Below are 25,433 nucleotides of genomic sequence, written 5' to 3'. Positions count from 1 at the left end.
GCAGGCGAAGCCGCGATCATTCGTCATTGAGGAACGAGGAGTAATGCCATGAGCGGCACGATGGAGCGGATCCTTCGCCTGATGGGCGAGAAGAAGGCGTCCGACGTCTACCTGTCGGCCAACGCGCCGGCGCTGATCAAGATCAATGGCCAGTGCGTGCCGATCAACAACCAGCTGCTGCCGCCCGACGCGCCCAAGGCGCTGCTGGCCGAGGTGCTGCCGGCCAAGCGCATGACGGAGCTGGAGGAAAGCGGCGAGTTGAACATGGCGCACGCCATCGACGGCGTGGGCAACTTCCGCTTCTCGGCCATGCGCCAGCGCGGCACCTACGCCGCGGTCATCCGCTACATCACCACCGAGATCCCGCCGCTGGAATCGCTGAACGTGCCGTTGGTGCTGGGCGAGCTGATCATGGCCAAGCGCGGCCTGCTGCTGATGGTGGGCTCCACCGGCGCCGGCAAGAGCACCACGCTGGCTGCGATGATGGATTACCGCAACGAGAAGGCATCCGGCCACATCCTGACCATCGAGGACCCGGTCGAATTCCTGTTCAAGAACAAGAAGTCGGTGGTCAACCAGCGCGAGGTGGGCAGCGACACGATGTCGATGCAGACCGCGCTGAAGAACGCGCTGCGCCAGGCGCCCGATGTCATCCTGATCGGCGAGATCCGCGACCGCGAGACCATGTCGGCCGCCATCGCGTACGCGCAGTCGGGCCACCTGTGCCTGGCCACCATGCACGCCAACAACAGCTACCAGGCGCTGAACCGCATCCTGTCGTTCTACCCGGTGGAGGTGCGTCCCACCATGCTGGGCGACCTGGCCGCGGCGCTGAAGGCTATCGTGTCGCAGCGCCTGCTGCGCACCATCCACGGCGGCCGCGCGCCGGCGGTGGAGGTGATGCTCAACACCAAGCTGGTGTCCGAGCTGATCGAGAAGGGCGACTTCTCCGGCGTGAAGGAAGCGATGGAGAAGTCCATGGCCGAAGGCTCGCAGACGTTCGAGCAGGCCATCGCCAAGCTCATCGTCGATGGCGTGGTGGACAAGAAGGAAGGCATCGCGAACGCCGACTCGCCCACCAACCTGCAGTGGCGCCTGCAGAACGACTTCGGCCCGGGTGCGGGTGCGGCCAGGCCGGAGGAAGGCGCGAGCGAGGAAGACCTGGCCGACGAGCCTTCGTTCACCGAGATCACGCTGGACGTGAAGCACTAGGCGCTCACCGCCACCCCGCGAACGCGGGAATCCCGTCATGCAGGCCCTCTACCTCACCGAACAACTCGTCTCCCGCCGCTCGGTCACCCCGGAAGACGGCGGCTGCCAGCCGCTGCTGCGGCAACGGCTGGAGCCCTTGGGATTCGAGTGCGAAACCATCGTCAGCGGCCCCGAGAACTTCCGCGTGACCAACCTCTGGGCCAAGCGCGCTTCGTCGAAGCCCGGCGCGCCCGCGCTGGTGTTCGCCGGCCACACCGACGTGGTGCCCACCGGCCCGCTGGAGCAATGGACCAGCGACCCCTTCGTGCCCGCGCACCGCGACGGCAAGCTGTACGGGCGCGGCACGGCGGACATGAAGACGTCGATCGCGGCGTTCGTCGTGGCCGTCGAGGAATTCCTCGCCGCGCATCCCGATCCGGCGCTGTCGATCTCGCTGCTGATCACCAGCGACGAGGAAGGACCGTCGGTCGATGGCACCGTGGTCGTGTGCGAGCAGCTGAAAGCGCGCGGCGAGAAGCTGGACTACTGCATCGTCGGCGAACCCAGCTCGGTGACGCGCTTGGGCGACATGATCAAGAACGGCCGCCGCGGCAGCCTGTCGGGCAAGCTCACCGTGCGTGGCGTGCAGGGCCACATCGCCTACCCGCAGCTGGCGAAGAATCCCATTCACCTGGCGATGCCGGCGCTGGCGGAACTGGCCGGCATCGAATGGGACCGCGGCAACGACTTCTTCCCGCCCACCAGCTTCCAGTGCAGCAACATCCACTCGGGCACCGGCGCGACCAACGTCATCCCGGGATCGCTGGTGGTGGATTTCAACTTCCGCTATTCCACCGAGTCGACGCCTGACGCACTGAAGCAGCGCGTGCACGCGGTGCTCGACCAGCACGGCCTGGACTATCAGCTGGACTGGACCCTGGGCGGCCTGCCCTTCCTCACGCGGCCGGCCGAACTGGTGGGCGCGATGACGAAGGCGATCGAGGAGATCGCGGGCGTGACGCCGGAGCTGTCCACCACCGGCGGCACGAGCGACGGCCGCTTCATCTCGCGCATCTGTCCCCAGGTCGTCGAATTCGGCCCGGTGAACGCCATGATCCACAAGATCGACGAGCACATCGAGGTGGCGCAGATCGAGCCGCTGAAAGACATCTACCGGCGCACGCTGGAACTGCTGGACCGGGCCTGAGGCGCGGACCATGACCCTCATCGAACTGATCGAGCTGTCCGCCTCGCGGCTGCAACAGGCCGGCGTGGCTTTCGGGCACGGCACCACCAACGCTTTCGACGAAGCCGCGTGGCTGGTGCTGTGGCGGCTAGGCCGGCCGCTGGACGAACTCGAAGGCCACGAGGACGATGCCATCGACGCGACGCAGGCAGCGCACGCGATGCAGCTGGTGGACGAGCGCATCGCCACCCGCAAGCCCGCCGCCTACCTGACGCGCGAAGCGTGGCTGCAAGGTGTGCCGTTCTACGTGGACGAACGCGCCATCGTGCCGCGCAGCTTCATCGCGGAACTGCTGGCGGACGGCACCATCGACCCCTGGCTGAGCGAGAACACGCGCCGGGTGCTGGACCTGTGCACGGGCAACGGTTCTCTCGCGGTGATCGCCGCGATGGCCTGGCCGGACGTGCGGGTAGATGGCGCCGATCTGTCGCTGGAGGCACTGGAAGTGGCGGCCATCAATGTCGGCAAGCATCAACTGGAAGACCGCATCACGTTGCTGCAGTCGGACGGCCTGGGCGCCCTGCCCGGCCCGTATGACCTAGTGCTCTGCAACCCGCCATACGTGAACAGCGCCAGCATGGCGGTGCTGCCGGCCGAATACCGCGCCGAGCCCGAACTCGCGCTGGCCGGCGGCATGGACGGCATGGACTTCATCCGGCAACTGCTGGCCGACCTGCCTTCGCGCCTGTCTTCGGAAGGCGTGCTGGTGCTGGAGATCGGCAACGAGCGGCAGCATTTCGAAGCGGCGTTCCCACACCTCGAAGCCGTGTGGCTGGACACCAGCGCGGGCGACGACCAGGTGCTGCTGCTGACGCGCGAAGCCTTGGTGCGACAATGACGCCCTTCGCCGGCCGCTGAAGCGCCGGCCCGCGCGGCACCCACGCCGCGTCACCCCAACCCGATGTCCCTTTCCCGATGATCACGCTGCGCAACCTCACCCTGCGCCGCGGCGCCAAGGTGCTGCTGGACGGCGTGTCGCTCACGCTGCACGCCGGCGAGAAAGCCGCCCTGGTCGGCCGCAACGGCGCCGGCAAGTCCAGCCTGTTCGCCGTCTTCAACGGCCAGCTGCATGAAGACAGCGGCGAGTTCTCGCTGCCCGCGCAATGGCGCCTCTCGCAAGTGGCGCAACACATGCCGGAGACGGACGAGAGCGCCACCGCCTTCGTCCTGGGTGGCGACACGCGCCTGATGGAACTGCGCGCGGAACTGGCGCAAGCGGAAGCCTCCGAAGACGGCATGCGCATCGCGCACGCGCACTCGGACCTGGCCGACGCCGGCGAGCACGACGCGGTGCCGCGCGCGCAGGCGCTGATCCTGGGCCTGGGCTTCCAGGTGCACGAGCTGGAGCAGCCGGTGAACAGCTTCTCCGGCGGCTGGCGCATGCGCCTGCAGCTGGCGCGCGCGCTGATGTGCCCTTCGGACCTGCTGCTGCTGGACGAACCCACCAACCACCTGGACCTGGACGCGCTGGTGTGGCTGGAATCGTGGCTGCAGCGCTATGCCGGCACGATGGTGGTCATCAGCCACGATCGGGAGTTCCTGGACGCGGTGACCAACGTCACCGTGCACATCGACCACCAGAAGCTCAATCGCTATGGCGGCAACTACAGCGCGTTCGAGCTGCTGCGCGCGCAGCAGCTGGAATTGCAGCAAGCCGCCTTCGCCAAGCAGCAGGACAAGATCGCGCACCTGCAGAAGTTCATCGACCGCTTCAAGGCCAAGGCGTCGAAAGCCAAGCAGGCGCAAAGCCGCGTCAAGGCGCTGGAGCGCATGGAGAAGATCGCGCCGGTGCTGGCCGACGCGGAGTTCAGCTTCGAATTCAAGGAGCCGCAGAACATCCCCAACCCGATGCTGGTGGTGCAGGACGCCGAGCTGGGGTACCGCGGCGACGCCGCGGAGAAGGTGATCCTGCGCGGCGTCAACCGCTCGGTGATGGCGGGCCAGCGCATCGGCATCCTGGGCGCCAACGGCCAGGGCAAGTCCACGCTGGTGAAGACGGTGGCGCGCGCCATCGAACCGCTCGGGGGGACACTCACCGAAGGCAAAGGCCTGCACATCGGCTACTTCGCGCAGCAGGAACTGGACGTGCTGTCGCCGGACAGCAATCCGCTGGAACACATGATCCGCCTGGCCCGCGACGTCGGCCCGCAGGCGCGCGAGCAGGAACTGCGCAACTTCCTGGGCAGCTTCAATTTCAGCGGCGACATGGTGGCGCAGGCCGTGGGCACCATGAGCGGCGGCGAGAAGGCGCGCCTGGTGCTGGCCATGATCGTGTGGCAGCGCCCCAACCTGCTGCTGCTGGACGAGCCGACCAACCACCTGGACCTGGCCACGCGGGAAGCCCTGTCGATGGCGCTGAACGAGTTCGAAGGCACCGTGCTGCTGGTCAGCCACGACCGCGCGTTGCTGCGGGCGGTGTGCGACGAGTTCTGGCTGGTCGGCCGCGGCCAGGTCGGTCCGTTCGACGGCGACCTGGACGACTACCAGCGCTACTTGCTGGACGAAGCACGCCGCCTGCGCGAGGTGGCGAAAGTGGCCGCCGCTGCACCCGTTGCGGTCCCGGCTCCGCCAGTGGCCGCCCCGCAGGCCCAGCGCAAGCTGGACGCGGCCGCACGTCAGCAGCTGGCGGCCCGTACACGCCCGCTGAAGAAGGAACTGGCGCAGGCCGAGCAATCCATGGCCCGTCTGCAGGCGGAAAAGGAAGCGCTGGAGGCCCGCTTGGGAACGCCTCTGCCGCCGGCGGACATCGCTGAAGCGGGGCGGCAGCTGAAGGGCGTCGTCCAATCGCTGGAAGCAGCCGAGGAACGCTGGCTGGCGCTGACCGGCGAGATCGAACAGATCGAAGGCTCGGCCGCCTGAGTCCGGCCGGCCGGGCGAGAATCCGGCATGCCCACCGCCCTGCAACTGGCCGCCGGCGATCCGCAACTGGTCGAGCGCGTGCGGCTGTGCCGCAAGCTGCTCAACCGGCGCGCACTGGCGGGCGCGGCCGCCAGCGCGGTGCCCGTGCCGGGACTGGACTTCGCGGTGGACGCGGCGCTGCTGTCCAGCCTGCTGCCCGAGATCAACTCGCAGTTCGGCCTGACGCCGGAGCAGCTGTCCCGCCTGCCGGCGCACAAGCGCAGCGAGGTGCAGAAGGCGGTATCGGTGGTCGGGTCGCTGGTGATCGGCCGGCTGGTCACGCGCGACCTGGTGCTGCGCCTGGCGAAGACGATCGGCGTGCGGATGAGCGGCAAGCAGGCAGCGAAGTACGTGCCGTTCGCCGGCCAGGCGGTGGCGGCGCTGATGGGCTACGCGGCGCTGCGCTACCTGGGCGAGGAACACCTCAAGGACTGCGTGCGGGTCGTGAAAGACGCGCAGCTGACGCTGCCGCCGCCCGCCCCGGTGCTGTCACTGGTCGAGCGACTGCGCTGAAAGCTCGCGCAGCACCTGCTCGTTGTCGAGCAGGCGCGCTGCCAGTCGCGCGCCGTGGCGCAGCCAGCGCTGGTCACGTTCGGCCGCTGCGGCATTGGCCGAAGCCTGGCAGCAGCACAGCCGGCCCAGCACCTGGCCGTCGCGCAGCACGATGGGCTCTTCCACCAGGGAACCGCCCTGCGCGCCGGTGGCGATGGCCGCGGCCGGCCCGTGGCTCATCGTCTCGACGATGCGGAAGCGCCGCGAGCCTTCGGTGTAGGCCCCGACGAACACCACGTCCATGCCGTGTTCCTGCAGCATCGACAGCACCACGCGGATGACCTCCTGCTGGCCGGCGGGAACGGTCGGGCGGCGGGAAGGGGTGAGCGGCGCGGCGGAGAGCATGGGCGTTGTTCGGTTGGCGAATGGGAATCCTACCCATGGCCTTTTCCAGCGTTGTGCCGCCGAGTAACAGGGTGGCTCGGGCCGCAACAGCACGGATGGGGCCGCCCGTGAGGCCGCCCGCCTCGCCGCCGATGGTGCCTGGCGGCCCCGAAGCCCTTGCTTACGGATGAGCCCCGTTACGTTTGGGACAATCGGCGCGTCGCTTTCGCATCACCCGTTACCACCACCCATGGCCACCGACCCCAACGTCCTCACCCTGCCGCTCCAGTACATGATTCCGACCGACGTGCTCACGGACGGCAGGAGCCTTGCTGCGCTGGACTGGCCGCCCGGACTCACCGCGTTCGGCAACGAGTGGAAGGCGATACCGAACCCCACCAGCCTGGGCACGGCGCATTGGCGCCCGCATGTGCTGGGCGCCGACGAATGCGCCACGGTGACGGCGTGGGCCCGTGCCCTGCCCGAACTCGACCTCTCCGGCCAGGCGGCGCCCGCCGCGCATCTGGGAAGCCACATGCGCTGGATCGAACCGCGCGAAGAAAACCACTGGCTGTACCACCGCATCGGCGCGCTGATGGCCCAGGTCAACCGCCAGTTCGGTTTTACCCTGGCCGGGCTTTCCGAAGCCCTGCTCTACGTCGAGTACGGCCCCGGCTCGCACTGGCACTGGCGCATGGACCTGGGCAGCGGCATCGCCAGCCTGCGCAAGCTGGCGGCAGTCATCCAGCTCTCCGATCCGTCGGAATACGACGGCGGGACGCTGTCGTTCGTGGGACTGGGAACGATGGACGAAGTGCGCCAGCACGGGTCCGCGACGTTCCATCCGGCGTACCTGGGGCACGAGATGACGCCGGTGACGCGAGGGACGCGGAGGGTGTTGCTGGCTTGGGCTTCGGGGCCGGCGTTTCGATGAAGCGCAAGCGCAGGCACTGAATTCTCGCCTGGAGGTCGTGTTCCGCGAACGCGGACCGCTGCGGACAACGAGATCAACGCTTTCGCGATCCAGGCGATGCAAGCGCTTGTCTTGCGGCGCGGCACGCACGGCCGGCGCCAATCGGGGAAGACGCGGCAGCGGTTACGCTACGCCGCCATGACCACCACTCCGACAGTCGGCGCTCCGCTCCTCTACCGCTTTCCCACCGGCGTCAGCGTCGATGCCGCCGGCGTCGGATCGCTGCAATGGCCCCCGGGCACCGGTCCGTTCAACGCAGCGCTCCAGGCGCAGCCCAACCCGATGGTGGCGTCCATCCAGTGGCACGCCGGCGTGCTGACGGCGGCCGAATGCGAGACCGTGGTCGCCCTCGGCCGGCAGTTGCCTTCGATGGCGGGCCGCGCCGAGCTGGACCCGGAGAACTACCGTGTCAGCCAGATCGCCTGGATCCCACCGGAGCCCGCGAACCATTGGCTGTACCACAAGCTGGGCGTGCTGTTCCTGCAAGCCGCCGGCCAGTTCGGCTATGAGATGGAAGGGTTCGTGGACGCGCTGCAGTTCACCGAATACGGGCCGAGCCAGCACTTCGACTGGCACATGGACATCGGCCGCGACCAGACCAGCCTGCGCAAGCTGTCGCTGACCATCCAGCTGAGCGACCCGCAGGACTACGACGGCGGCATGCTGGACTTCGTGGGACTGGGGTCGCGCGAAGAGAGCCGCCAGCGCGGCTCGGCGACGCTGTTTCCCTCGTACATGGCGCACCGGGTGACCCCCGTCACGCGCGGCGTGCGGCGGTCGCTGGTGGCGTGGGGATCGGGAAGGCCGTTCCGCTGAACGCGAAACGGTGAACAAGAGGGCCTGGTAGGACGTACAAGATTCGAACTTGTGACCAACGGATTAAAAGTCCGCTGCTCTACCAACTGAGCTAACGTCCCGCCTCTCGTGACGAGCATCGCTCGCCGCAAAGCCTACGATTATAGCGGGACTTGTGCGGCTTTCCGCACCAATTGATCCATCACCCAACCTGCGGCGCATTGGCCGAACGTCGCGGTGACCGCGACGCTGGATCCGTAGCCGCTGCAGTTGAGCGATCCGTCCCCTTCGATCGCGCACGACGGGTCCGGCGGCGCCACGGCTTCGCGGCTGAACACGCAGGTGACGCCGATGCGCTTGCCTTCGCGCGGCGCGCCGTGGAACTTGCGCAGGCGGTAGCGCACTTGCGCCAGCAGCGGGTCGTGAGTGGTCTTCGAGAGGTCGTCGATGTCCACCTTGTGCGCCAGCCGCTTGCCGCCGGCCGCGCCGCAGGCGATCAGCGGCGTGCCGCTGCGCAGTGCCCACGCTGCGATGGCCACCTTGGCTTTCACTTCGTCGCACGCCTCCACCACCGCGTCCACCGCCACCGGCAGCAGCGCGGGCCAGTTGGCCGGCTCGGCGAATTCCTCGACCTCGTGCACGCGGCAGCCCGGATGGATCTGCGCGATGCGCTCGCGCATCGCCTGCACCTTGGCCTGCCCCACCGTGGCGTCGGTGGCGTGCACCTGCCGGTTGATGTTGGATTCGGCCACGTGGTCCAGGTCCACCAGCACCAGCGAGCCGACGCCGCTGCGGGCCAGCGCTTCCGCGGCCCAGGACCCCACGCCGCCGATGCCCACCACCGCGACGCACGCGCGCCGCAGCGCCGCGGCGCCCGTGACGCCGTACAGCCGCTCCAGCCCCGAGAACCGGCGTTCCAGGTCCGGCGCGGCGTCCAGCGCGTGCAGCATCAGCGCAAACGGATCAGCGCAGGCGCGCGAGACGCTCGCGCGCGGCCGAAGCCGCTTCGGACTGCGGGTAGGCCTTCACCAGGTCGTCGAGCGTGCGGCGCGCGCCCGCGTTGTCCTTCAGCTCGATCTGGCAGTTGGCGATGGACAGCACCGCTTCCGGCGCGCGCGTGGTCGGGCGCCTGCTGCAGCAGCGCCCGGAAGTTGGCCAGCGCGCCGCGGTAGTCCTTGTTGGCGTACTGCGCGTTGCCCAGCCAGAACAGCGCCGAAGGCCGGTAGCCGCTTTGCGGCCAGCGCTTGATGAAGTCGGTGAACGCGGCCTGCGCGGGCGGGAAGTCGCCCTTGCGGAACACCGCCAGCGCGGCTTCGTAGTCGCGCTGCTCGTTCGGATCGGCCGTGAACTCGCGGCCGTCGACGGTCACCTTCTGCGGCTCGAATTTGCGCAGCCGTTCCTCGGTGGCTTGCGCCACGTCCTTCTGCCGGCGCTGCAGGTCGGCGATGTCGCGCGAGAGCTGCTCGTCGGTGCCGTGCAGCTTGGCGAGGTCGGCGCGCAGCTGTTCGATCTGCCCCTGCAGGTCCAGCAGGCTGCGGCGCAGCTGCGCGTTGTCCTCGGTGGCGCGCTGCAGGTCCTGCGCCTGGCGCTCGGACTGCTGGCGCTGCGCCTCCACGCGCTGGCGCAGTTCCAGGATCGCGCGGCGGGCCTCGTCGTCCTCGAACAGGGCGGCTTGCGAAATCAGCGGCAGGCACAGCGCGGCCGCTGCGGCGAGGGGAGCGAAAAAGGAGCGCGCGCGCATCAGCGGTACGCGATCTCGACGCGGCGGTTCTGCGCCCAGGCCGCTTCGTCGCTGCCGACGATGGCGGGCTTCTCCTTGCCGAAGCTCACCGCCTCCATCTGGTTGTCGCCCACGCCCAGCAGCGACAGTTGCTTGCGCACGGCCTCGGCGCGCTTCTGGCCCAGGGCCAGGTTGTATTCGCGGCCGCCGCGCTCGTCGGTGTGGCCTTCCAGGCTCACCTTGCGCTGCGGGTTGGCTTTCAGGTAACGCGCGTGCGCCTCGATCACCGACTGCGATTCCGGCTTGATGGTGTAGCTGTCGTAGTCGAAGTACACCAGGCGCGTGACGTTGACCGGGCCGCCGGTGCCGCCGGCCGCCTGGTCCACCGCCACCGGCGTGACGTTGCTTTGGGTGCCGGTATTGGCGCCGGGCCCCTGCGGGTTGACGGCGGTGCCGGAGCGGTCCTCCACGGGCACGTCATTGAGCTTGACGCCGGTACTGCAACCGGCGAGCGTGGCGGCCAGCAGCAGGCCGGTCACGAGGCGACGGATCATCGAACGGTCCTCCATTGCGAATTCGGTGAAAGGTGAAATCGGTTCAGCGCTTGAACGGGCCCCAGTCGGGCTCGCGGATGTCGCCACCCTGCCCCGCCAGGCGGGCCTTGATCTTGCCGTCCAGCGTGGTCGTCATCAGCGCTTCGCGGCCATTCTGCCGTGTCGCGTAGACGATCAGGCGGCCGTTGGGGGCAAAACTCGGGCTCTCGTCGGCGGTCGTATCGGTGATCGGCACGCCCTGGCCGGAAGGCAGTTCCATCACGTGCAGCTTGAAATTCCCGTTCACGCGCGAGATGTAGGCGAGCCAGCGGCCATCCGGACTGACGGTCGGGCTGATGTTGTAACTCCCGGTAAAGGTGACGCGCTCGGGCGACCCGCCCGTCGCGGCCATCCGGTAAATCTGCGGCGCGCCGCCGCGGTCGCTGACGAAGTAGATGCTGCGGCCGTCGGCGGAAAACACCGGCTCGGTGTCGATGCCCGACGACTGCGTCAGGCGGCGCGGCTCGCCGCCGTTGGCGTCGATCAGGAACAGCTGCGAGCCGCCCTCGCGGCTGAGGGTGACGGCCAGCGTGCGGCCGTCCGGCGCCCACGCGGGCGCGCTGTTGGAGCCGCGGAAGTTGGCCAGCAGGCGCCGGCGGCCGCTGGCCACGTCGTGCACGTACACCACCGGCTTGCGCGACTCGAACGACACGTACGCCAGCTGCGCGCCGTTGGCCGACCACGCCGGCGAGATGATGGGTTCGGGGCTGGCCAGCGCGGACTGCGCGTTCTCGCCGTCGGCGTCGGCCACCCACAGGTTGTAGCGCGTGCCGGCCTTGGTGACGTACGCGATGCGGGTGGAGAAGATGCCCTTCTCGCTGGTGAGCTTCTCGTAGATGAAGTCGGCGATGCGGTGCGCCGCCAGGCGCAGGTCGCCCACCGTCACGCCGTAACTCTGGCCGCCCAGGTCCTGGCCACGCACCACGTCCCACAGGCGGAAGCGCACGTCGTAGCGGCCGTCGGCCAGCCGCGTGACGCTGCCCACCGCCAGCGAGTCGGCGCCCGCGCTTCGGAAAGTTGCGAGGTCGGGCCGCGCGGCTTCGTCCAGCGGCTGCGAGAACGCGGGCTGCACCGGCCGGAACTGGCCGCTGCGCTCGAGGTCGGCGCGCACGATCTCGCCGATCTTCTGCGGCGCCTCGGCGTCGCCGCGGAACGGCATCACCGCGATGGGCAACTGCGTGAGGCCCACGCCGGTCACCTCGACGCGGAACTGGGCCCAGGCAGCGGGCGCGATGGCGGTCGCGGCCAGGCCGCCAAGCATGCGGCGGCGCCGCCAGGAGGGGGACAGGTTCATGGTCATGCTCTGGAGTCGCTCCGAAGATTTTGGTTCAACCTGGTCCGGCTTCGTTTCCGGCCGCCTGGCGCTGCATCAGCCAAAGCTTCATGTAGCGATAGTAGGTGCCTTCGGCGTTGGAGACGGCCAGCGCGAAGCCCAGGCGCCCATCGAGGAAGCCTAGCCGGAATACGTAGGTTCGCAGGAAGGCCCACAGGCCGTGCGCGATGGACTTGCCCATCGAGCCGCGCACACCCCGCTCCATCAGCATGCGCGCGCCCGCGGTCGAGTAGCGGTCCATCTTGTCGATGACGGACTCGAAGTCGCGCATGCTTTCGTGCAGCAGCTTGCCTTCCAGCCGGCCGACCGGGCCGGCTGGCACCAGCCGTTCGTGCACCTGCGACGGGGAGAACGATGCCGTGCCGCGGCGCACCAGGCGCACCACCCTGTCGGGCGACCAGCCCGAATGCGCCATGGATTGCCCGCAATAGCTGGAACGCCGGTCGATTTCGTAGGCATCGAAGCGCGGCTGCGCGATGGCGGCCAGGATGGATTCGCGCAACTCGGGCGTGACGCGCTCGTCGGCGTCGATCGACAAGACCCACTCGCCGGTGGCGAGCTCCAGTGCGCGGTTCTTCTGCGGGCCGAACCCCGGCCAGTCCTGCGTGACGACGACGCGGGCTCCCCGCGCCTGCGCCAGCGCGGCCGTTCCATCGCTGCTGCCGGAGTCCACCACCACGGCCTCGGCGGCGAACGACACGCTCTCCAGGCAGGCTTCGATGTTGCGTGCTTCGTTGCGGGTGATGAGGATGACGGACAGGCTTTTCACGCGCTCTGGGCGGCCCCGGCGCGGCGACGCGCGCGGGCATAATTCAGGCCGGATCAACGGATCATTATTGCACCCTCATCCATGGACCCCACTCCCACCGTCATCGTCGCTGGCGGCGCGGGCTACATCGGTTCGCACATGGTGCGGATGCTGCGCGAGAACGGCTTCCGGCCGGTGGCCGTGGACAACCTCGCGACGGGCCACCGCGACGCGGTGCGCGGCGACGAGCTGCGGGTCGGCGACATCGGCGACCGTGCGTTCATGGCGTCCGTCCTGCGGGAAACCAGTCCTGCGTGCGTCATGCATTTCGCCGCCTCCAGCCTGGTCGGCGAATCGGTCGGCAATCCCGGCAAGTACTGGCGCAACAACCTGGTCGCCACGCTGAACCTGCTGGACACGATGCTGGAGCACGGCGTGCGCCAATTCATCTTCTCCTCCACGGCCGCGACCTACGGCAATCCCGTGAAGGTGCCGATCCCCGAAGACCACCCGACGCAGCCGATCAACCCGTACGGCCACAGCAAGCTCGCGGTCGAATACGCGTTGCGCGACTACGACCAGGCGCACGGCCTGCGCTCCATCTCGCTGCGCTACTTCAACGCGGCCGGCGCGCATCCCGACGGCACGCTGGGCGAAAGGCACGAACCGGAGACGCACCTCATCCCGCTGGTGCTGCAGGTGGCTTCGGGCCGCCGCGCGTCCATCTCGCGCTTCGGCTCGCAGCACGCGACGCCGGACGGCTCCTGCCTGCGGGACTACATCCACGTGCAGGACCTGTGCGCGGCCCATCTGGCGGCGCTTCGCAAGCTGCAGTCCGGTGCGCCAACCACCGTCTACAACCTGGGCACCGGCGCGGGCGCGTCGGTCAACGAGGTGATCGACGCGGCCCGCCGCGTCACGGGACACCCGATCCCCATGCGCGACGACCCGCCGCGCGCTGGCGACCCCCCGGTGCTGGTGGCCGATGCGGCACGCGCGCGCGCCGAGCTGGGCTGGGCGCCGCAGTACCAGGACCTGGGCACGATCATCGAGCACGCCTGGCAATGGGAGCGCCGGGTCCGGGCGGCGCAGGCCGCGTGAGCCGGATCGACTTTTCCGCCGTGCGCTGGCTCGCGCCCTACTTCGGGCGTGCCAGCGCGCGTTTCTGGGCCGTGGCGGCCCTGGCCACCATCGTCTCCTCCGCGGCCGAGCCGCTGCTGCCGGCCATGCTGAAGCCGCTGCTGGACCGGGGTTTCCGCGGCGGTCTCGAACTGTGGATGGTGCCCGCGGCGCTGCTGCTGCTGTTCGCCGTGCGCGGGCTCGCCGGGTTCGTCGCCGACCTGGCGATGGCACGCATCACGCAGGATGGCCTGCTCGCGCTGCGGCGCGACATGTTCGACCGCCTGCTGGACGCGCGGCTGTCCCTGTTCGCCCAGCAGAACGCCACCACGCTGTCGAACACGGTGGTGTTCGAGGTGCAGACCGGCTCGATGCTGCTGGTCAACGCGGTCATGGGGCTGGTGAAGGACACCATCGCGCTGCTCGCCTTGCTGGGCTACCTGTTCTATCTCAACTGGCGCCTGACGCTGATCGTGTTCCTGATCGTGCCCGGCGTAGCGGTGATCATCCGGGTGGCATCGCGGCGGCTCTTCGCCATCGCCCGCAGCACGCAGGGCGCCACCAATGACCTGGCCTATGTCGTCGAGGAGAACGTGCTGGCCGTGCGCGTGGTGCGCCTCCACGGCGCCCAGCAACCGCAGGCGCGCCGATTCGCGGGGCTGAGCGAATCGCTGCGGCGGCTGGCGATGAAGACCGCGGTCGCCTCCGCGGCAGTGACGCCGCTCACCCACATGATGGCGGCCGCCGCTTTGTCGGCGGTGATCTGCATCGCGCTGTGGCAAAGCCGCGGCGGGCTGACCATCGGCACTTTCGCCGCGTTCATCACCGCGATGCTGATGCTGATCGCGCCGATCAAGCGGCTGTCGGAAGCGGCCAACCCCATCAGCCGCGGCCTGGCGGCGGTGCAGCGCGCCATCGACCTCGTCGAGCACACGCCCGCCGAATCGGGCGGCACCTACGCCCCGGGGCGCGCGCGCGGCCACATCGAGCTCAGGAACGTGACGGTGCGCTACCGCGGCGACACCGCGCCGGCGCTCGACCGGGTGAACCTCACCCTGGAGCCGGGCCGCACCATCGCGCTGGTCGGCCCTTCCGGATCGGGCAAGACCACGCTGGCGAATCTGCTGCCGCGGTTCATCGCCGCCGACGAAGGCGCCGTGTTGCTGGACGGCCGCGACGTGGCCGAGTGGTCGCTGCCCGCGTTGCGCGAACAGTTCGCGCTGGTCAGCCAGGATGTCGTGATGTTCAACCAGACGCTGGCAGCCAACATCACGCTGGACGCGCCGCTGGACCCTGCGCGGCTGCAAAGGTGCATCGAAGCAGCCAATCTCGCGGATGTCCTGCAGGCGCTGCCGCAGGGCCTGGAGACGGTGACGGGACACAACGCCACCCAGCTGTCGGGTGGCCAGCGGCAGCGCCTGGCCATCGCGCGCGCGCTGTACAAGGATGCGCCGGTGCTGATCCTGGACGAGGCCACTTCGGCGCTGGACGCCGCGTCCGAAAGGCTGGTGCAGGAAGCGCTGCAGCGCCTGATGGCGGGCCGCACCACCCTGGTCATCGCCCACCGCCTGTCCACCATCGAGCATGCAGACCAGCTGGTGGTCCTGGACCAGGGCCGCATCGTGGAAACCGGCACCCACCAGGAGCTGCTGTCCCGCGGCGGTCTCTATGCCAGCCTGCACGCACTGCAGCGCGGGCAGCCGTGAGCGTTTCAGGGCCGGGGGACGAGGGCGGGCGGCCATGAACCGGATCCTCATCGTCTGCACGCGCCAGATCGGCGACGTGTTGCTCACCACCCCGCTCATCCGGGCGGCGCGCCTGCGCTGGCCGGACGCCACCATCGACGTGGCGGGTTTCGCCGGCACGCTCGGCATGCTGCGCGGCAATCCAGACATCCACCAGCTGATCGAGTCGCCGCCGCGCCTGGGATGGGCCGGCTTCCGCGATCTCGCGCGCCGCCTGTGGCGCCGTTACGACCTGGCGCTGGTGACGCAGCCCAGCGACCGCGCGCACCTCATCGCCTGGCTGGCCGCTCCTGTGCGCAGCGGCGTGGTGCCCGAGAGCAGCAGCAGCAACTGGTGGAAGCGGCGGCTGCTCACGCACGCCGTCGTCAGCCGTGGCGACCTGGGGACCGAGCATTCGGTGCAGGAGAAGCTCCGGCTGCTGGAACCGTGGGGCGTACGCGGCGCCGCCGTCGCCGTGGTGCCCCCGCCCGGTTCCGACCTGCCCTCCGCGTTGCGCGACACGCTGCGCCCCGGCGCCATCGTCGTGCATGCGCCTTCGATGTGGCCGTACAAGCAGTGGGCGCCGGAGAAGTTCCGCGAACTGGTCGAAGCATTGCTGGCACGCGGGCACCAGGTCGTGTTGACCGGCACGGGCGGCGCGCGCGACCAAGCCTGCATCGCACCCGTGCGGCAGGCGGGCGCGGCGCCGCAACTGCTGGACGTCTCGGGCCTGCTCGACTTCAACCAGCTGGTCACGCTGCTGCGCGGCGCGGCGCTGTACATCGGGCCGGACACTTCGGTGTCCCACCTCGCGGCCGCGACGGGCGTGCCGGTGCTGGCGATCTTCGGGCCGACCAACCCGCAGCGCTGGGCGCCCTGGCCAGGCGGCGCGCAGCCGGTGTTCTTCCAGCGCCGCGCCTTGGGGCAAACGGTGGGCAACGTCACGATCCTGCAGGACAGCCTGCCGTGCGTGCCGTGCGGCCGCGCCGGTTGCGAGGACCACCTGGAAAGCCGGTCGGACTGCCTGATCGCGATCACGCCGCAACGCGTGCTGGCGCAGGCTCTGCAGCTGCTGAGCGGCCCACCCGCCGGGTAAACTCCGGGCCCCGCGACGATGCCTTCCATCCTGTTACCCAAGCGCCCGCAGGCGCCTGCCGCAATCGGGCCCGCCCACCTGCGCGCCGACTTCCTGGACCAGCTTCTGCTGGTGCTCCCCACCCTCGCCGCCGCCGGCTACTTCCTCGTGCGCGGATGGCTCAATGCCTTGACCGTCGTCGGGGGCGTGGTCGCACTCGCGGCGCTCATCTCCCACCGGGACGACGCCCGGTCGCTCCTGCGCCAACGCCAGGTCCGCTGGATCGTGCTGGCGCTCGCAGCCCCGCTGGCGGCGGTCCTCGCGACGGCCTTGGCCCACCAGCAACTGGTGCCTCGCTACCTGGACGGCCCGATACGTTACCTGTTCGCGGGCCTGCTGATGCTGGGGCTGGCGGCGCGCCGGCTCGACTTCGGCCCGCTCGCGGGACCTTCGTTCGCCGTGGGCCTGCTTCTTTGCGGCGGCATGTTCCTGCTGCCGACTGCTCCCCTCTTCTTCTGGGGAGATCGCCTGGCGAGCTACTTCATCGACCCGATCGTGCTGTCGCAGCACACGATGATCGGTGCTTTCGTGTGCCTCTATTCCCTGCGACGGAGAGAGCCCTTGTGGCTCCGGGCCTTGAAACTCGCGGGCGCGGCGGCAGCCGTGGCCGTGTCCGTGCGCACCGGCTCACGCACTGGCTGGACCATGGCCCCATTGCTGCTGGTGCTCTGGCTCCTCAAGGCACGCGGCGGTGCGACCGCGCGCACCGTGGCCGCCTCCGTCGCACTGGTGGCCCTGGCCTGCTTCGCGGTGTACTTCGCATCCTCGACCGTGCATGTGCGCATCAACGATGCCGTCAATGACGTGCGGCAGTACGCAGCGGGCACCTTCCTCGACAGCTCGGTCGGTATCCGGATTTCCCTGTACCGCGCCAACTGGATCTTCTTCCTGCAGCACCCCTGGTTCGGCTGGGGGCACAGCACCTTGCCGGACGTGAAGACGGTGCCGGCCATCGCGGCGTTCTACTCCCCTTTGTTCGAAACCAACTTCGTCGGTGCCGGCGGCCACAACGAATTCCTCCAAGCCATGATGCGCATGGGAAGCGTGGGCCTTGCCTCGCGCCTGCTCTTGTTCCTGGTGCCGCTTTGGGTGTTCGTGGCCGCGGTCCGGTCTGGCGACCCCGCGCGGCGACAGAACGGCTACTACGGCCTGGTCTTGGTCATCGGCTACCTCACGGCCAGCATCACCCCCGAGACCACCAACCTGATCCACGCCGCGTCGTTCTACGCGCAGTTCGTCGCGGTGTTCGCGGCGGGCGCGCTCGCCCGGGAACCTGCATGAGCCAGCCCAGCCTCGCCGTCACTTTCGCCTGCTACAACCAGGTCGACTACACGCGCCAGTGCGTGGACAGCCTGGTGCGCACCGGCTTCGACCTGGGCCGGGTCATCGCCGTCGACAACGGCTCCAGCGACGAAACCCGTGCCTACCTGGCCGGACTGCCGCTGGGCGGCGCGGTCTTGAACGGCCACAACCTGGGCTGCGGGGTCGCCTGGAACCAGGGCGCGCTGGCGCTGCAGGCCGACTGGACCGTGGTCATGAACAACGACGTGGTCGTGTCGCCGGGCTGGATCGAAGGCCTGCTGCATGCGGCGCAGCGCGAATCGCTGAAGGTGGTGTCGCCGGCGCTGATCGAAGGACCGCTCGACTACGACCTGGACGCCATCGCCGCGGACCACGGCAGGCGGATGCGCGACACCGTTCGCGTCGGCGCACGCCACGCCGTCTGCATGATGATCCACCGCTCGGTGTGGGACGAGATCGGCTACTTCCGCGCCACGCCCAAGCTGTGGGGCTACGAGGACACCCTCTTCTTCCGCGAGCTGGAAGTCGCCGGCATCCGCACGGGCATCACCGGCGCCTCGTGGCTGCACCACTTCGGCTCGGTCACGCTCAGCGCGCTCAAGCGCGAGCGAGGCCTGTCGCAGAAAGAGGGCCTCAGCGCGCGCGACAGCTACAAGCTGCTGGGCCAGTCTTTCCTCGGCCGCAAGCTGGCCAAGGCACGCCGCAAGCGGCAGGAGGCCGCCTGGCGGGAGCAGGAACTCGCGAAGTACGGCGCCACCGTGCACGGCGAGAAGGTGGACGGCGGGTTCCGCTGGCTCTGATCACGCCGGATGCGCGGACCCCGCCAGTTCACCGCCGCGGAGTGGCTGCGGCTGCTGCCCGTCCAGCAAGCCCTCAAGCAGGCCCGGAATGACGCCCTGCTGGCGCGCTACCTGCGGCAGCGCCCCGACGACCTCGACAAGTTCATCGCGGGACATACCGCCTTGCAGGACAAGGCCGTGGCCATCGTCATCGCCTTCGAGCAGCCCTGGGCGCTGGACTGGCAACTGCGGGCTGCCCGCGCGATGCTGGCGGACACGACCGTGCTGGTGCTGGACAACTCCCGCGACGAGGCATCGCGCTCGCGCATCCAGGAGGTTTGCCGTGCGAACGGCTCACCGTACCTGGGCCTGCCGCCCTACCGCACCCGTCATGTCAACCGGTCGCATGGCATGGCCATGTCCTGGGCGTACCACAACGTCGTGCGGCCGCTGCGCCCTTCGGTGTTCGGCTTCCTGGACCACGACCTGGTGCCGATCCGGCCGGCCGATCCCGCCGAGCGCCTGGGCACGCAGCCGGTCTTCGGCCTGCTCAACGCAGGCAACCTGGACCACTGGTCGCTGTGGGCCGGCTACTGCTTCTTCCGTTTCGATGCGACGCAGCAGCTGCCGCTCAATTTCCTCTACGACTTCTCGCGCGAGCTGGACACGGGCGGGCGCAACTGGGGACCGCTGTACTCGCGGCTGGACCGGCAGGCACTGCGCTTCGCGCCGCGGCGCTTCCTGCCGCTGCGGCTGCCCGACGGCGAAGAGCGCGAGGTCGAACTGGTGGACGGCCGCTGGCTGCACATCGGCGGCATCAGCTACAACAACAACCTGGAGCCCAAGTTCGCCTTCTTCGAGCGGCTGCGGCGGCTGCTCGAATCCGGCGCCGACCCGGCGGCCCTGCTCGTGGGCGAGTGAACGCCCTCAGAGCAGCACGATGTCGTACTGCTCCTGCCCCATCGCGTTCTCGCTCTGCAGCGAGATCGGCTTGCCGATGAAGTCCGACAGCCCGGCCAGGTGCTGGCTCTCCTCGTCCAGGAACAGCTCCACCACCCGGGGCGACGCCACCACGCGGTACTCGCGAGGGTTGAACTGGCGCGCCTCGCGCAGGATCTCACGCAGGATGTCGTAGGCCACGCTGCGCGCGGTCTTCACCTGGCCCGCGCCGTGGCACCACTCGCAGGGCTCGCACAGCATGTGGGCCAGCGACTCGCGCGTGCGCTTGCGGGTCATCTCCACCAGGCCCAGCTGCGAGAAGCCGCCGGCCATGGTCTTCACGCGGTCGCGCGCCAGCTGCTTGCGGAATTCCGCCAGCACCGCGTCGCGGTGGTCCTCGCGCTGCATGTCGATGAAGTCCACGATGATGATGCCACCCAGGTTGCGCAGGCGCAGCTGGCGCGCGATGGCGCCAGCCGCCTCCAGGTTGGTGCGGAAGATCGTGTCGTCGAAGTTGCGCGCGCCGACGAAGCCGCCGGTGTTGACGTCGATGGTGGTCAGCGCCTCGGTCTGGTCGACGATGAGGTAGCCGCCCGACTTCAGGTCCACGCGCCGGCCCAGTGCCCGCGCGATCTCCTCGTCGACGTTGAACAGGTCGAAGATCGGCCGCTCGCCCTTGTACTGCTGCAGCTTGGCCGCCGCCTGCGGCATGAACTCCTCGCCGAAGGCCTTGAGGATGCCGAACTGCTCGCGCGAATCGATGCGGATGGTCTGCGTGCCCTCGGTCACCAGGTCGCGCAGCACGCGCCGCAGCAGGCTCAGGTCCTGGTGCAGCAGCGAGCCCGCCGGCAGGCGCAGCGCCGCATCCTTGATGCGTGCCCAGGTCTTGCGCAGGTAACTGATGTCGTCGGCCAGTTCGGCGTCGCTGGCGTCCTCGCCATTGGTGCGCAGGATGAAGCCGCCGCCACCACCGGTCGCGGGCGTGCCCACCAGGTTCGTGAGCCGCGAACGCAAGGCGTCGCGCTGTTCGCCCGGGATCTTCTGCGACACGCCCACGTGGTCGTCCCCCGGCAGGAACACCAGCAGGCGGCCGGCGATGCTGATCTGCGTCGAGAGGCGCGCGCCCTTGGTACCGATGGGGTCCTTGATCACTTGCACCATCAGCGGCTGGCCCTCGAACACCTGCTTCTCGATGGGCACCGCCGGCTGGCCGTGGCGGTTGCCGTGCTCTTCGTGCGGCCGCGCGCCGTGCAGGTCGGCCACGTGCAGGAAGGCGGCTCGCTCCAGCCCGATGTCCACGAACGCCGACTGCATGCCGGGCAGCACCCGTGCCACCTTGCCCAGGTAGACGTTGCCGACGAGGCCGCGTTCCAGCGTGCGTTCCACGTGCAGTTCCTGCACCGCGCCGTGTTCGATGATGGCGACGCGGGTCTCCTGGGGAGACCAGTTGATCAGGATGTCCTGCTGCATGTGTGCTTTGGTGCTCGTCTCCGTGCGGCACAGGATAACCGAGGGGCGGCTGGACTTGCCTCTCCCCCGCAGTACCCCGCTTGAATTCCCCCCGCCGGCGAGGCAGGGAAGCCCTAGAACTGCACGCCCGCGGCGCGCAACAGCCGCGCGGTCTCGTGCAGCGGCAACCCCATGATGCCGGGGTACGACCCGCTGATGCGCACGATGAACGCCGCGGCGCGGCCCTGCACCGCGTACGCGCCAGCCTTGCCCATGGGTTCACCGCTGGCGACGTAGGCGCGGACCTGCGCGGGCGTGAGCATATCGAAGGTCACGCGCGAATCGCTCGTCGCCTCGCGGCGTGTGCGGCCCGACTGCACCGCGATGGCCGTCAGCACGCGATGCGTCGCGCCGGACAGCTCACGCAGCATGCGCGACGCATCGGCCTCGTCCTCGGGCTTGCCGTAGATGCGGCGGCCAAGCGCCACCGTGGTGTCCGAGCACAGCACGGGCGCCGGCGGCAGGCCGCGGCGGCGCAGGCGCGCGACGGCGGCGTCGAGCTTCAGCGCGGTGACGCGGCGCACGTAATGCGCCGGGGCTTCGCCCGGCAGCACCGCTTCCAGCGCCTCGCTGTCTTCGCCGGTATCCGGCAGCAGCAGCTCGTGGCGCACGCCGATTTGTTCCAGCAGCTGGCGGCGGCGCGGGCTTTGCGACGCGAGGTAGACGAAATCACTCACGGTGGTAGGGATGGCCGGCGTTGACGGACCAGGCGCGGTAAAGCTGTTCGGCGAGCAGCACGCGCACCATGGCGTGCGGAAGCGTGAGGTCGGACAGGCGGATGCGTTCGTGCGCCGCGGCGCGCAACGCGGGATCCAGGCCGTCGGGGCCGCCGATCAGCAGTGCGACGTCGGCGCCCTCGCCCTGCCATGCCTTCAGCTTGGCGGCCAGCGCCTGCGTGGTGAGCGCGGTGCCGCGCTCGTCGAGCGCGACGATGCGGGCACCCTTGGGAATGGCGGCTTCGAGACGTTCGCGTTCCGCCGCCATCAGCTGCGGCACGGTGCGCGAGCCGCGCGGCTCCGCCTTCACAGCCTTGAGCTCCAGCTTGAGCTCGGGCGGGAAGCGCTTGGCGTAGTCGTCCCAGGCCGTGACCGCCCAATCGGGCACGCGCTGGCCCACGGCGGCCACCACCAGCCTCATGGCCGGCGGGTGGCCTTGGCGGGGGCTTTCTTCGCGGGCGCTTTTTTGGCTGCGGTTTTGGCGGGCGCCTTGGCCGCGGTCTTTTTGGCGGGGGCCGCAGCCTTCTTCGCCGGCGTCTTGCCTGCAGCGGTCTTCGCGGGCGACTTCGCCGGCGCCTTGCGCGCCGGAGCGGGCTTGGCCGCGCCGTCAGGCTTCGCGGCAGCGGCCTTCTTCGCAGCCGGCCCCTTCAGCTTCACCGGCTTCTCGCCCCAGATCTCTTCCAGGTGGTAGTACTGGCGGATGGCGGGCTGCATGATGTGCGCGACCGCCGGGCCGCAGTCCACGATGATCCACTCGCCGTTGTCCTCGCCCTCGATGCGCGGCTTGGCGAAGCCCGCCTCGCGCACCTTGTCGCGCACACTGGACGCCAGCGCCTTGGTCTGCCGGTTCGACGTGCCCGAAGCGACGATCACGCGTTCGAACAGCGGCGACAGGTGCTCGGTGTTGAAGACCTGGATGTCCTGCGCCTTCACGTCCTCGAGCCCATCGACGATGGCCCGCTGGAGTTTCTGGGTGTCTTTCCTGGCGCTGGTGTCTTGGGTCATCAGGTCGGTGCGTAAAGGTGATGGCGGGCAATATAACTTGCGACGCCGGGGGGAACCAGTTGGCCGATCCCCTGCCCGGCCGCCACGCGGCCGCGGATGAGGGTGGCGCTGACCGGCATGGGCGGCAACTCGACCGCGACGAAGCGCCCGCCGGCGGGCAGCGTCGTGGCGTCGAAAGGTGGCGCGTCGGGGTCGGGCCGCGCGCGTGCGGCCACCGCGATGGTGGCCAGCTTCACGATCTCGCCGCTCTCGCGCCAGGTCTTCAGGGCTTCGGCCTGGTCGGCGCCGATCACCAGCACCAGTTCGGCCCGCGGGTGTTCGGCGCGCAGCTCGCGCAGCGTGTCGACGGTGTAGGTCGGCCCTTCGCGGCGCAGTTCGCGGTCGTCCACCGTGGCCCTGGGCAGTTCGCCGAAAGCTTCGCGCGCCATCGCCAGGCGCTGCTCGCCGCCGGTCAGCGTGCGCGACTTGTGCCAGGCCTGGCCGGTGGGCAGCACGCGCAGCTCATCGAGCCCCAGCTGCGTGATGGCCGCGCGCGCCAGCGCCACGTGCGCCACGTGGGGCGGGTCGAACGCGCCGCCGAAGATGCCGATGCGCGGCGCGCTCAAACCCACTCCCTCCGCGGAAGAAAGCGCGTGTAGAGCTCCGCTTCCGGCGTGCCGGGCGCGGGCTCCTGGCGGTAGGCCCAGCTGCACAGCGGCGGCATGGACAGCAGGATGGATTCGGTGCGGCCGCCCGATTGCAGCCCGAAGTGCGTGCCGCGGTCCCACACCAGGTTGAATTCCACGTAGCGGCCGCGCCGGTAGAGCTGGAAGCCGCGCTCGCGCTCGCCCCAGGCCATGTCCTTGCGGCGCCCGAGGATGGGCTCGTACGCGCCGAGGAAGGCGTCGCCCACGGACCGCATCAGCGCGAAGCCGCCGTCGAAACCCAGGTCCGACACGTCGTCGAAGAAGATGCCGCCCACGCCGCGCTGCTCGTTGCGGTGCTTCAGGTGGAAGTACTCGTCGCACCACTTCTTGTAGTGCGCGTGGCGGTCGGCGCCGAACGGTTCGACCGACTGCTTGCACACGCGGTGGAAATGCACCGCGTCTTCCTCGAAGCCGTAGATGGGCGTCAGGTCCATGCCGCCGCCGAACCAGAACACGGGCGGTGCGCCAGCCGGCTCGGCCGAGATCATGCGCACGTTCATGTGCACCGTTGGCGCGTACGGGTTGCGCGGGTGGAACACCAGCGACACGCCCAGCGCTTCGAACGGCGCGCCGGCCAGCTCGGGCCGGTGCTGCGTGGCCGAAGGCGGCAGCCGGGTCCCGCGCACGTGCGAGAAGCCGCAGCCCGCGCGTTCCAGCACGGCGCCCTGCTCCAGGATCTTCGTGACGCCGTTGCCCTGCAGCGGCTCGCCTGGCGCCTTCTCCCAGCGGTCTTCCAGAAACGGCGCGCCATCGATGGCGGCCATCGCGGACGTGATGCGCTGCTGCAGGTCCAGCAGGTACGCGCGAACCGCCTCGACTTGCTGCATCAGCCGCGCACGGCCCGGTGGCCGATGTCCCGGCGGTACTGCGCCCCGTCGAAGCGGATGGCCTGCGCCACCTCGTACGCGCGGTGCTGCGCGGCTTTCACCGTGTCGGCCAGCGCGGTGACGCACAGCACGCGTCCGCCGCTGGTGACCAGCTGGTTGTCTTTCAGCGCGGTGCCGGCGTGGAACACCATCGCATCCTCCGCCTCGCGCGCGATGCCGCTGATGGCGTCGCCCTTGCGCGGGCTGAGCGGGTAGCCGGCCGCGGCCATCACCACGCCCAGCGCGGTGCGGCGGTCCCACTGCAGGTCCACCTGGTCCAGCGTGCCGCCGGTGGCGGCCATCATCACGTCGTACAGGTCGGACTTCAGCCGCATCATGATGGGCTGCGTTTCGGGGTCGCCCATGCGGCAGTTGAATTCCAGCGTCTTGACGTGCCCCTCGCGGTCGATCATCAGGCCCGCGTACAGGAAGCCGGTGTAGGGGATGCCGTCCTTCTCCATCCCGCGCACGGTGGGCAGGATGATCTCGCGCATGGCGCGCGCATGCACCGCGGGCGTGACCACCGGCGCGGGCGAATACGCGCCCATGCCGCCGGTGTTGGGGCCCTGGTCGTCGTCCTGCAGGCGCTTGTGATCCTGGCTGGTGGCCAGCGGCGTGACGTTGCGGCCGTCGCACAGCACGATGAAGCTGGCTTCCTCGCCCTGCAGGAATTCCTCGATCACCACCCGCGCGCCGCCCTCGTTGTGGGCCACGCCCAGGCGGTTGTCCAGCAGCATGAAGTCGATGGCTTCGTGCGCCTCGGCGGTGCTCATCGCCACCACCACGCCCTTGCCCGCCGCCAGGCCGTCGGCCTTGATGACGATGGGCGCGCCTTCGCGGTCGACGTAGGCGTGCGCCTGCGCGGGATCGGTGAAGGTCTGGTACTTCGCCGTCGGGATGCCGTGGCGCCGCATGAACGCCTTGGAGAAAGCCTTGGAGCTTTCCAGCTGCGCAGCGGCCTTGGTGGGGCCGAACACGCGCAGGCCATGCGCGCGGAAATCGTCCACCACCCCCGCCGCCAGGGGCGCTTCGGGGCCGACCACCGTCAGCGCGATCTTCTGCGCCAGTGCCCAGTCGCGCAGCGCGGCCACTTCGGTGATGGGCACGTTCTGCAGCCTCGGGTCCTGCGCCGTCCCGCCGTTGCCAGGCGCGACATAGACCATCTGCAACTTGGGCGATTGCGCCAGCTTCCAGGCCAGCGCGTGCTCGCGGCCGCCGCCGCCGATGACGAGGACTTTCATGCGGGAGAGCCGGTGCGCGCGGGCAATGCAGCGGCGGCC

25 protein-coding genes, 1 tRNA gene and 1 pseudogene are annotated in these 25,433 nt (G+C 69.5%); 13 read left to right on the top strand and 14 right to left on the bottom strand.

The window, feature by feature from the left end; genetic code table 11:
• Positions 1 to 48: 48 nt before the first annotated feature.
• The 5 genes from EZ216_RS03180 to EZ216_RS03160 all read left to right on the top strand — a co-directional run bounded on the left by EZ216_RS03180 (position 49) and on the right by EZ216_RS03160 (position 5,848).
• Positions 49 to 1,212, top strand: a complete 1,164-nt coding sequence (locus EZ216_RS03180; RefSeq protein WP_135248116.1) for a PilT/PilU family type 4a pilus ATPase — start codon at positions 49 to 51, stop codon at positions 1,210 to 1,212.
• Positions 1,213 to 1,249: 37 nt separating this feature from the next.
• Positions 1,250 to 2,398 carry a succinyl-diaminopimelate desuccinylase gene (gene dapE, locus EZ216_RS03175; RefSeq protein WP_135248115.1) on the top strand — a complete coding sequence of 383 codons (1,149 nt, stop codon included), beginning with the start codon at positions 1,250 to 1,252 and terminating at the stop codon, positions 2,396 to 2,398.
• 10 nt (positions 2,399 to 2,408) lie between these two features.
• Positions 2,409 to 3,275: a 50S ribosomal protein L3 N(5)-glutamine methyltransferase gene (prmB, locus tag EZ216_RS03170; RefSeq protein WP_135248114.1), complete on the top strand. Its 867-nt coding sequence runs from the start codon at positions 2,409 to 2,411 to the stop codon at positions 3,273 to 3,275.
• Positions 3,276 to 3,352: 77 nt separating this feature from the next.
• Positions 3,353 to 5,296, top strand: coding sequence for an ABC-F family ATP-binding cassette domain-containing protein (locus EZ216_RS03165; RefSeq protein ID WP_135248113.1), 1,944 nt, complete (start codon positions 3,353 to 3,355; stop codon positions 5,294 to 5,296).
• 27 nt (positions 5,297 to 5,323) lie between these two features.
• Entirely contained in the window at positions 5,324 to 5,848 is a 525-nt protein-coding gene (locus EZ216_RS03160; RefSeq protein ID WP_135248112.1) for a hypothetical protein, read from the top strand.
• Here EZ216_RS03160 and EZ216_RS03155 read toward each other — a convergent pair.
• Complete coding sequence (locus EZ216_RS03155) at positions 5,825 to 6,232, bottom strand: hypothetical protein (protein WP_135248111.1); 408 nt, start codon at positions 6,230 to 6,232, stop codon at positions 5,825 to 5,827. The genes EZ216_RS03160 and EZ216_RS03155 overlap by 24 nt on opposite strands.
• Before the next feature lie 229 nt (positions 6,233 to 6,461).
• On the opposite strand from EZ216_RS03155, the gene EZ216_RS03150 reads away from it, so the two are divergent.
• Positions 6,462 to 7,145 carry a 2OG-Fe(II) oxygenase gene (locus EZ216_RS03150; RefSeq protein WP_135248110.1) on the top strand — a complete coding sequence of 228 codons (684 nt, stop codon included), beginning with the start codon at positions 6,462 to 6,464 and terminating at the stop codon, positions 7,143 to 7,145.
• Between the two features lie 177 nt (positions 7,146 to 7,322).
• The gene (locus tag EZ216_RS03145; RefSeq protein WP_167772815.1) at positions 7,323 to 8,000 is read left to right on the top strand and encodes a 2OG-Fe(II) oxygenase; all 678 of its coding nucleotides are present in this window, start codon (positions 7,323 to 7,325) and stop codon (positions 7,998 to 8,000) included.
• Between the two features lie 25 nt (positions 8,001 to 8,025).
• Here EZ216_RS03145 and EZ216_RS03140 read toward each other — a convergent pair.
• The 6 genes and pseudogenes from EZ216_RS03140 to EZ216_RS03115 form a co-directional block, all read right to left on the bottom strand.
• A tRNA-Lys gene (locus tag EZ216_RS03140) sits at positions 8,026 to 8,101 on the bottom strand.
• 39 nt (positions 8,102 to 8,140) lie between these two features.
• A complete protein-coding gene (locus EZ216_RS03135; protein WP_135248108.1) occupies positions 8,141 to 8,929 on the bottom strand; it encodes a tRNA threonylcarbamoyladenosine dehydratase in 789 nt (262 codons plus the stop codon).
• A 13-nt stretch (positions 8,930 to 8,942) separates the two neighbouring features.
• Positions 8,943 to 9,720 (bottom strand): annotated as a pseudogene (gene ybgF, locus EZ216_RS03130) (tol-pal system protein YbgF).
• The gene (gene pal, locus EZ216_RS03125) at positions 9,720 to 10,253 is read right to left on the bottom strand and encodes a peptidoglycan-associated lipoprotein Pal (protein ID WP_135248107.1); all 534 of its coding nucleotides are present in this window, start codon (positions 10,251 to 10,253) and stop codon (positions 9,720 to 9,722) included. The pseudogene ybgF and the gene pal overlap by 1 nt, the downstream one beginning before the upstream one ends.
• Positions 10,254 to 10,296: 43 nt before the next feature.
• Positions 10,297 to 11,586 (bottom strand): Tol-Pal system beta propeller repeat protein TolB, encoded by a 1,290-nt coding sequence (tolB, locus tag EZ216_RS03120; protein WP_439126707.1) that lies wholly within the window; start codon positions 11,584 to 11,586, stop codon positions 10,297 to 10,299.
• 34 nt (positions 11,587 to 11,620) lie between these two features.
• On the bottom strand, positions 11,621 to 12,394 hold the full coding sequence (locus tag EZ216_RS03115; RefSeq protein WP_135248105.1) for a glycosyltransferase family 2 protein: 774 nt from the start codon (positions 12,392 to 12,394) through the stop codon (positions 11,621 to 11,623).
• A gap of 81 nt (positions 12,395 to 12,475) precedes the next feature.
• On the opposite strand from EZ216_RS03115, the gene galE reads away from it, so the two are divergent.
• The 6 genes from galE to EZ216_RS03085 are packed head-to-tail and all read left to right on the top strand — an operon-like array spanning position 12,476 to position 19,353.
• The gene (gene galE / locus EZ216_RS03110; RefSeq protein ID WP_135248104.1) at positions 12,476 to 13,474 is read left to right on the top strand and encodes a UDP-glucose 4-epimerase GalE; all 999 of its coding nucleotides are present in this window, start codon (positions 12,476 to 12,478) and stop codon (positions 13,472 to 13,474) included.
• Positions 13,438 to 15,198 (top strand): lipid A export permease/ATP-binding protein MsbA, encoded by a 1,761-nt coding sequence (msbA, locus tag EZ216_RS03105; protein WP_135248103.1) that lies wholly within the window; start codon positions 13,438 to 13,440, stop codon positions 15,196 to 15,198. The genes galE and msbA overlap by 37 nt, the downstream gene beginning before the upstream one ends.
• A 34-nt stretch (positions 15,199 to 15,232) precedes the next feature.
• Positions 15,233 to 16,312: a glycosyltransferase family 9 protein gene (locus tag EZ216_RS03100; RefSeq protein WP_167772814.1), complete on the top strand. Its 1,080-nt coding sequence runs from the start codon at positions 15,233 to 15,235 to the stop codon at positions 16,310 to 16,312.
• A gap of 18 nt (positions 16,313 to 16,330) precedes the next feature.
• Positions 16,331 to 17,632 carry an O-antigen ligase family protein gene (locus tag EZ216_RS03095; protein ID WP_135248101.1) on the top strand — a complete coding sequence of 434 codons (1,302 nt, stop codon included), beginning with the start codon at positions 16,331 to 16,333 and terminating at the stop codon, positions 17,630 to 17,632.
• Positions 17,629 to 18,453, top strand: a complete 825-nt coding sequence (locus EZ216_RS03090; RefSeq protein ID WP_135248100.1) for a glycosyltransferase family 2 protein — start codon at positions 17,629 to 17,631, stop codon at positions 18,451 to 18,453. Before EZ216_RS03095 ends, EZ216_RS03090 begins: the two co-directional genes overlap by 4 nt.
• Before the next feature lie 9 nt (positions 18,454 to 18,462).
• Positions 18,463 to 19,353, top strand: a complete 891-nt coding sequence (locus EZ216_RS03085) for a hypothetical protein (RefSeq protein ID WP_135248099.1) — start codon at positions 18,463 to 18,465, stop codon at positions 19,351 to 19,353.
• A gap of 6 nt (positions 19,354 to 19,359) precedes the next feature.
• On the opposite strand, the gene rng is transcribed toward EZ216_RS03085, so the two are convergent.
• From rng to purD, 7 genes are all read right to left on the bottom strand, one after another.
• On the bottom strand, positions 19,360 to 20,841 hold the full coding sequence (gene rng, locus EZ216_RS03080; RefSeq protein WP_135248098.1) for a ribonuclease G: 1,482 nt from the start codon (positions 20,839 to 20,841) through the stop codon (positions 19,360 to 19,362).
• Between the two features lie 113 nt (positions 20,842 to 20,954).
• Positions 20,955 to 21,557 carry a Maf family protein gene (locus EZ216_RS03075; protein ID WP_135248097.1) on the bottom strand — a complete coding sequence of 201 codons (603 nt, stop codon included), beginning with the start codon at positions 21,555 to 21,557 and terminating at the stop codon, positions 20,955 to 20,957.
• Positions 21,550 to 22,017, bottom strand: coding sequence for a 23S rRNA (pseudouridine(1915)-N(3))-methyltransferase RlmH (rlmH, locus tag EZ216_RS03070; RefSeq protein ID WP_135248096.1), 468 nt, complete (start codon positions 22,015 to 22,017; stop codon positions 21,550 to 21,552). Before rlmH ends, EZ216_RS03075 begins: the two co-directional genes overlap by 8 nt.
• Entirely contained in the window at positions 22,014 to 22,601 is a 588-nt protein-coding gene (gene rsfS, locus EZ216_RS03065) for a ribosome silencing factor (RefSeq protein WP_135248095.1), read from the bottom strand. The genes rlmH and rsfS overlap by 4 nt, the downstream gene beginning before the upstream one ends.
• Positions 22,601 to 23,206 carry a nicotinate (nicotinamide) nucleotide adenylyltransferase gene (gene nadD / locus EZ216_RS03060; RefSeq protein ID WP_135248094.1) on the bottom strand — a complete coding sequence of 202 codons (606 nt, stop codon included), beginning with the start codon at positions 23,204 to 23,206 and terminating at the stop codon, positions 22,601 to 22,603. Before nadD ends, rsfS begins: the two co-directional genes overlap by 1 nt.
• Positions 23,203 to 24,114 (bottom strand): oxygen-dependent coproporphyrinogen oxidase, encoded by a 912-nt coding sequence (gene hemF / locus EZ216_RS03055; protein WP_135248093.1) that lies wholly within the window; start codon positions 24,112 to 24,114, stop codon positions 23,203 to 23,205. The genes nadD and hemF overlap by 4 nt, the downstream gene beginning before the upstream one ends.
• Positions 24,114 to 25,394 carry a phosphoribosylamine--glycine ligase gene (purD, locus tag EZ216_RS03050; protein ID WP_135248092.1) on the bottom strand — a complete coding sequence of 427 codons (1,281 nt, stop codon included), beginning with the start codon at positions 25,392 to 25,394 and terminating at the stop codon, positions 24,114 to 24,116. The genes hemF and purD overlap by 1 nt, the downstream gene beginning before the upstream one ends.
• Positions 25,395 to 25,433: the final 39 nt, after the last annotated feature.

Source organism: Ramlibacter humi (genome assembly GCF_004681975.1).
In the GTDB taxonomy this organism is placed as follows: Bacteria; Pseudomonadota; Gammaproteobacteria; order Burkholderiales; family Burkholderiaceae_C; genus Ramlibacter; species Ramlibacter humi.
This window is presented reverse-complemented; position numbering and strand designations above follow the sequence as displayed.

Coding starts and splice junctions, on each gene's coding strand:
- purD (WP_135248092.1), bottom strand. CDS start 25,394: ATGAAAGTCCTCGTCATCGGCGGCGGCGGCCGCGAGCACGCGCTGGCC.
- EZ216_RS03085 (WP_135248099.1), top strand. CDS start 18,463: ATGCGCGGACCCCGCCAGTTCACCGCCGCGGAGTGGCTGCGGCTGCTG.
- EZ216_RS03180 (WP_135248116.1), top strand. CDS start 49: ATGAGCGGCACGATGGAGCGGATCCTTCGCCTGATGGGCGAGAAGAAG.
- EZ216_RS03095 (WP_135248101.1), top strand. CDS start 16,331: ATGCCTTCCATCCTGTTACCCAAGCGCCCGCAGGCGCCTGCCGCAATC.
- EZ216_RS03135 (WP_135248108.1), bottom strand. CDS start 8,929: ATGCTGCACGCGCTGGACGCCGCGCCGGACCTGGAACGCCGGTTCTCG.
- rsfS (WP_135248095.1), bottom strand. CDS start 22,601: ATGACCCAAGACACCAGCGCCAGGAAAGACACCCAGAAACTCCAGCGG.
- EZ216_RS03155 (WP_135248111.1), bottom strand. CDS start 6,232: ATGCTCTCCGCCGCGCCGCTCACCCCTTCCCGCCGCCCGACCGTTCCC.
- EZ216_RS03150 (WP_135248110.1), top strand. CDS start 6,462: ATGGCCACCGACCCCAACGTCCTCACCCTGCCGCTCCAGTACATGATT.
- rlmH (WP_135248096.1), bottom strand. CDS start 22,017: ATGAGGCTGGTGGTGGCCGCCGTGGGCCAGCGCGTGCCCGATTGGGCG.
- tolB (WP_439126707.1), bottom strand. CDS start 11,586: ATGAACCTGTCCCCCTCCTGGCGGCGCCGCCGCATGCTTGGCGGCCTG.
- hemF (WP_135248093.1), bottom strand. CDS start 24,114: ATGCAGCAAGTCGAGGCGGTTCGCGCGTACCTGCTGGACCTGCAGCAG.
- EZ216_RS03145 (WP_167772815.1), top strand. CDS start 7,323: ATGACCACCACTCCGACAGTCGGCGCTCCGCTCCTCTACCGCTTTCCC.
- EZ216_RS03160 (WP_135248112.1), top strand. CDS start 5,324: ATGCCCACCGCCCTGCAACTGGCCGCCGGCGATCCGCAACTGGTCGAG.
- EZ216_RS03165 (WP_135248113.1), top strand. CDS start 3,353: ATGATCACGCTGCGCAACCTCACCCTGCGCCGCGGCGCCAAGGTGCTG.
- rng (WP_135248098.1), bottom strand. CDS start 20,841: ATGCAGCAGGACATCCTGATCAACTGGTCTCCCCAGGAGACCCGCGTC.
- EZ216_RS03090 (WP_135248100.1), top strand. CDS start 17,629: ATGAGCCAGCCCAGCCTCGCCGTCACTTTCGCCTGCTACAACCAGGTC.
- pal (WP_135248107.1), bottom strand. CDS start 10,253: ATGATCCGTCGCCTCGTGACCGGCCTGCTGCTGGCCGCCACGCTCGCC.
- msbA (WP_135248103.1), top strand. CDS start 13,438: ATGGGAGCGCCGGGTCCGGGCGGCGCAGGCCGCGTGAGCCGGATCGAC.
- galE (WP_135248104.1), top strand. CDS start 12,476: ATGGACCCCACTCCCACCGTCATCGTCGCTGGCGGCGCGGGCTACATC.
- prmB (WP_135248114.1), top strand. CDS start 2,409: ATGACCCTCATCGAACTGATCGAGCTGTCCGCCTCGCGGCTGCAACAG.
- dapE (WP_135248115.1), top strand. CDS start 1,250: ATGCAGGCCCTCTACCTCACCGAACAACTCGTCTCCCGCCGCTCGGTC.
- EZ216_RS03100 (WP_167772814.1), top strand. CDS start 15,233: ATGAACCGGATCCTCATCGTCTGCACGCGCCAGATCGGCGACGTGTTG.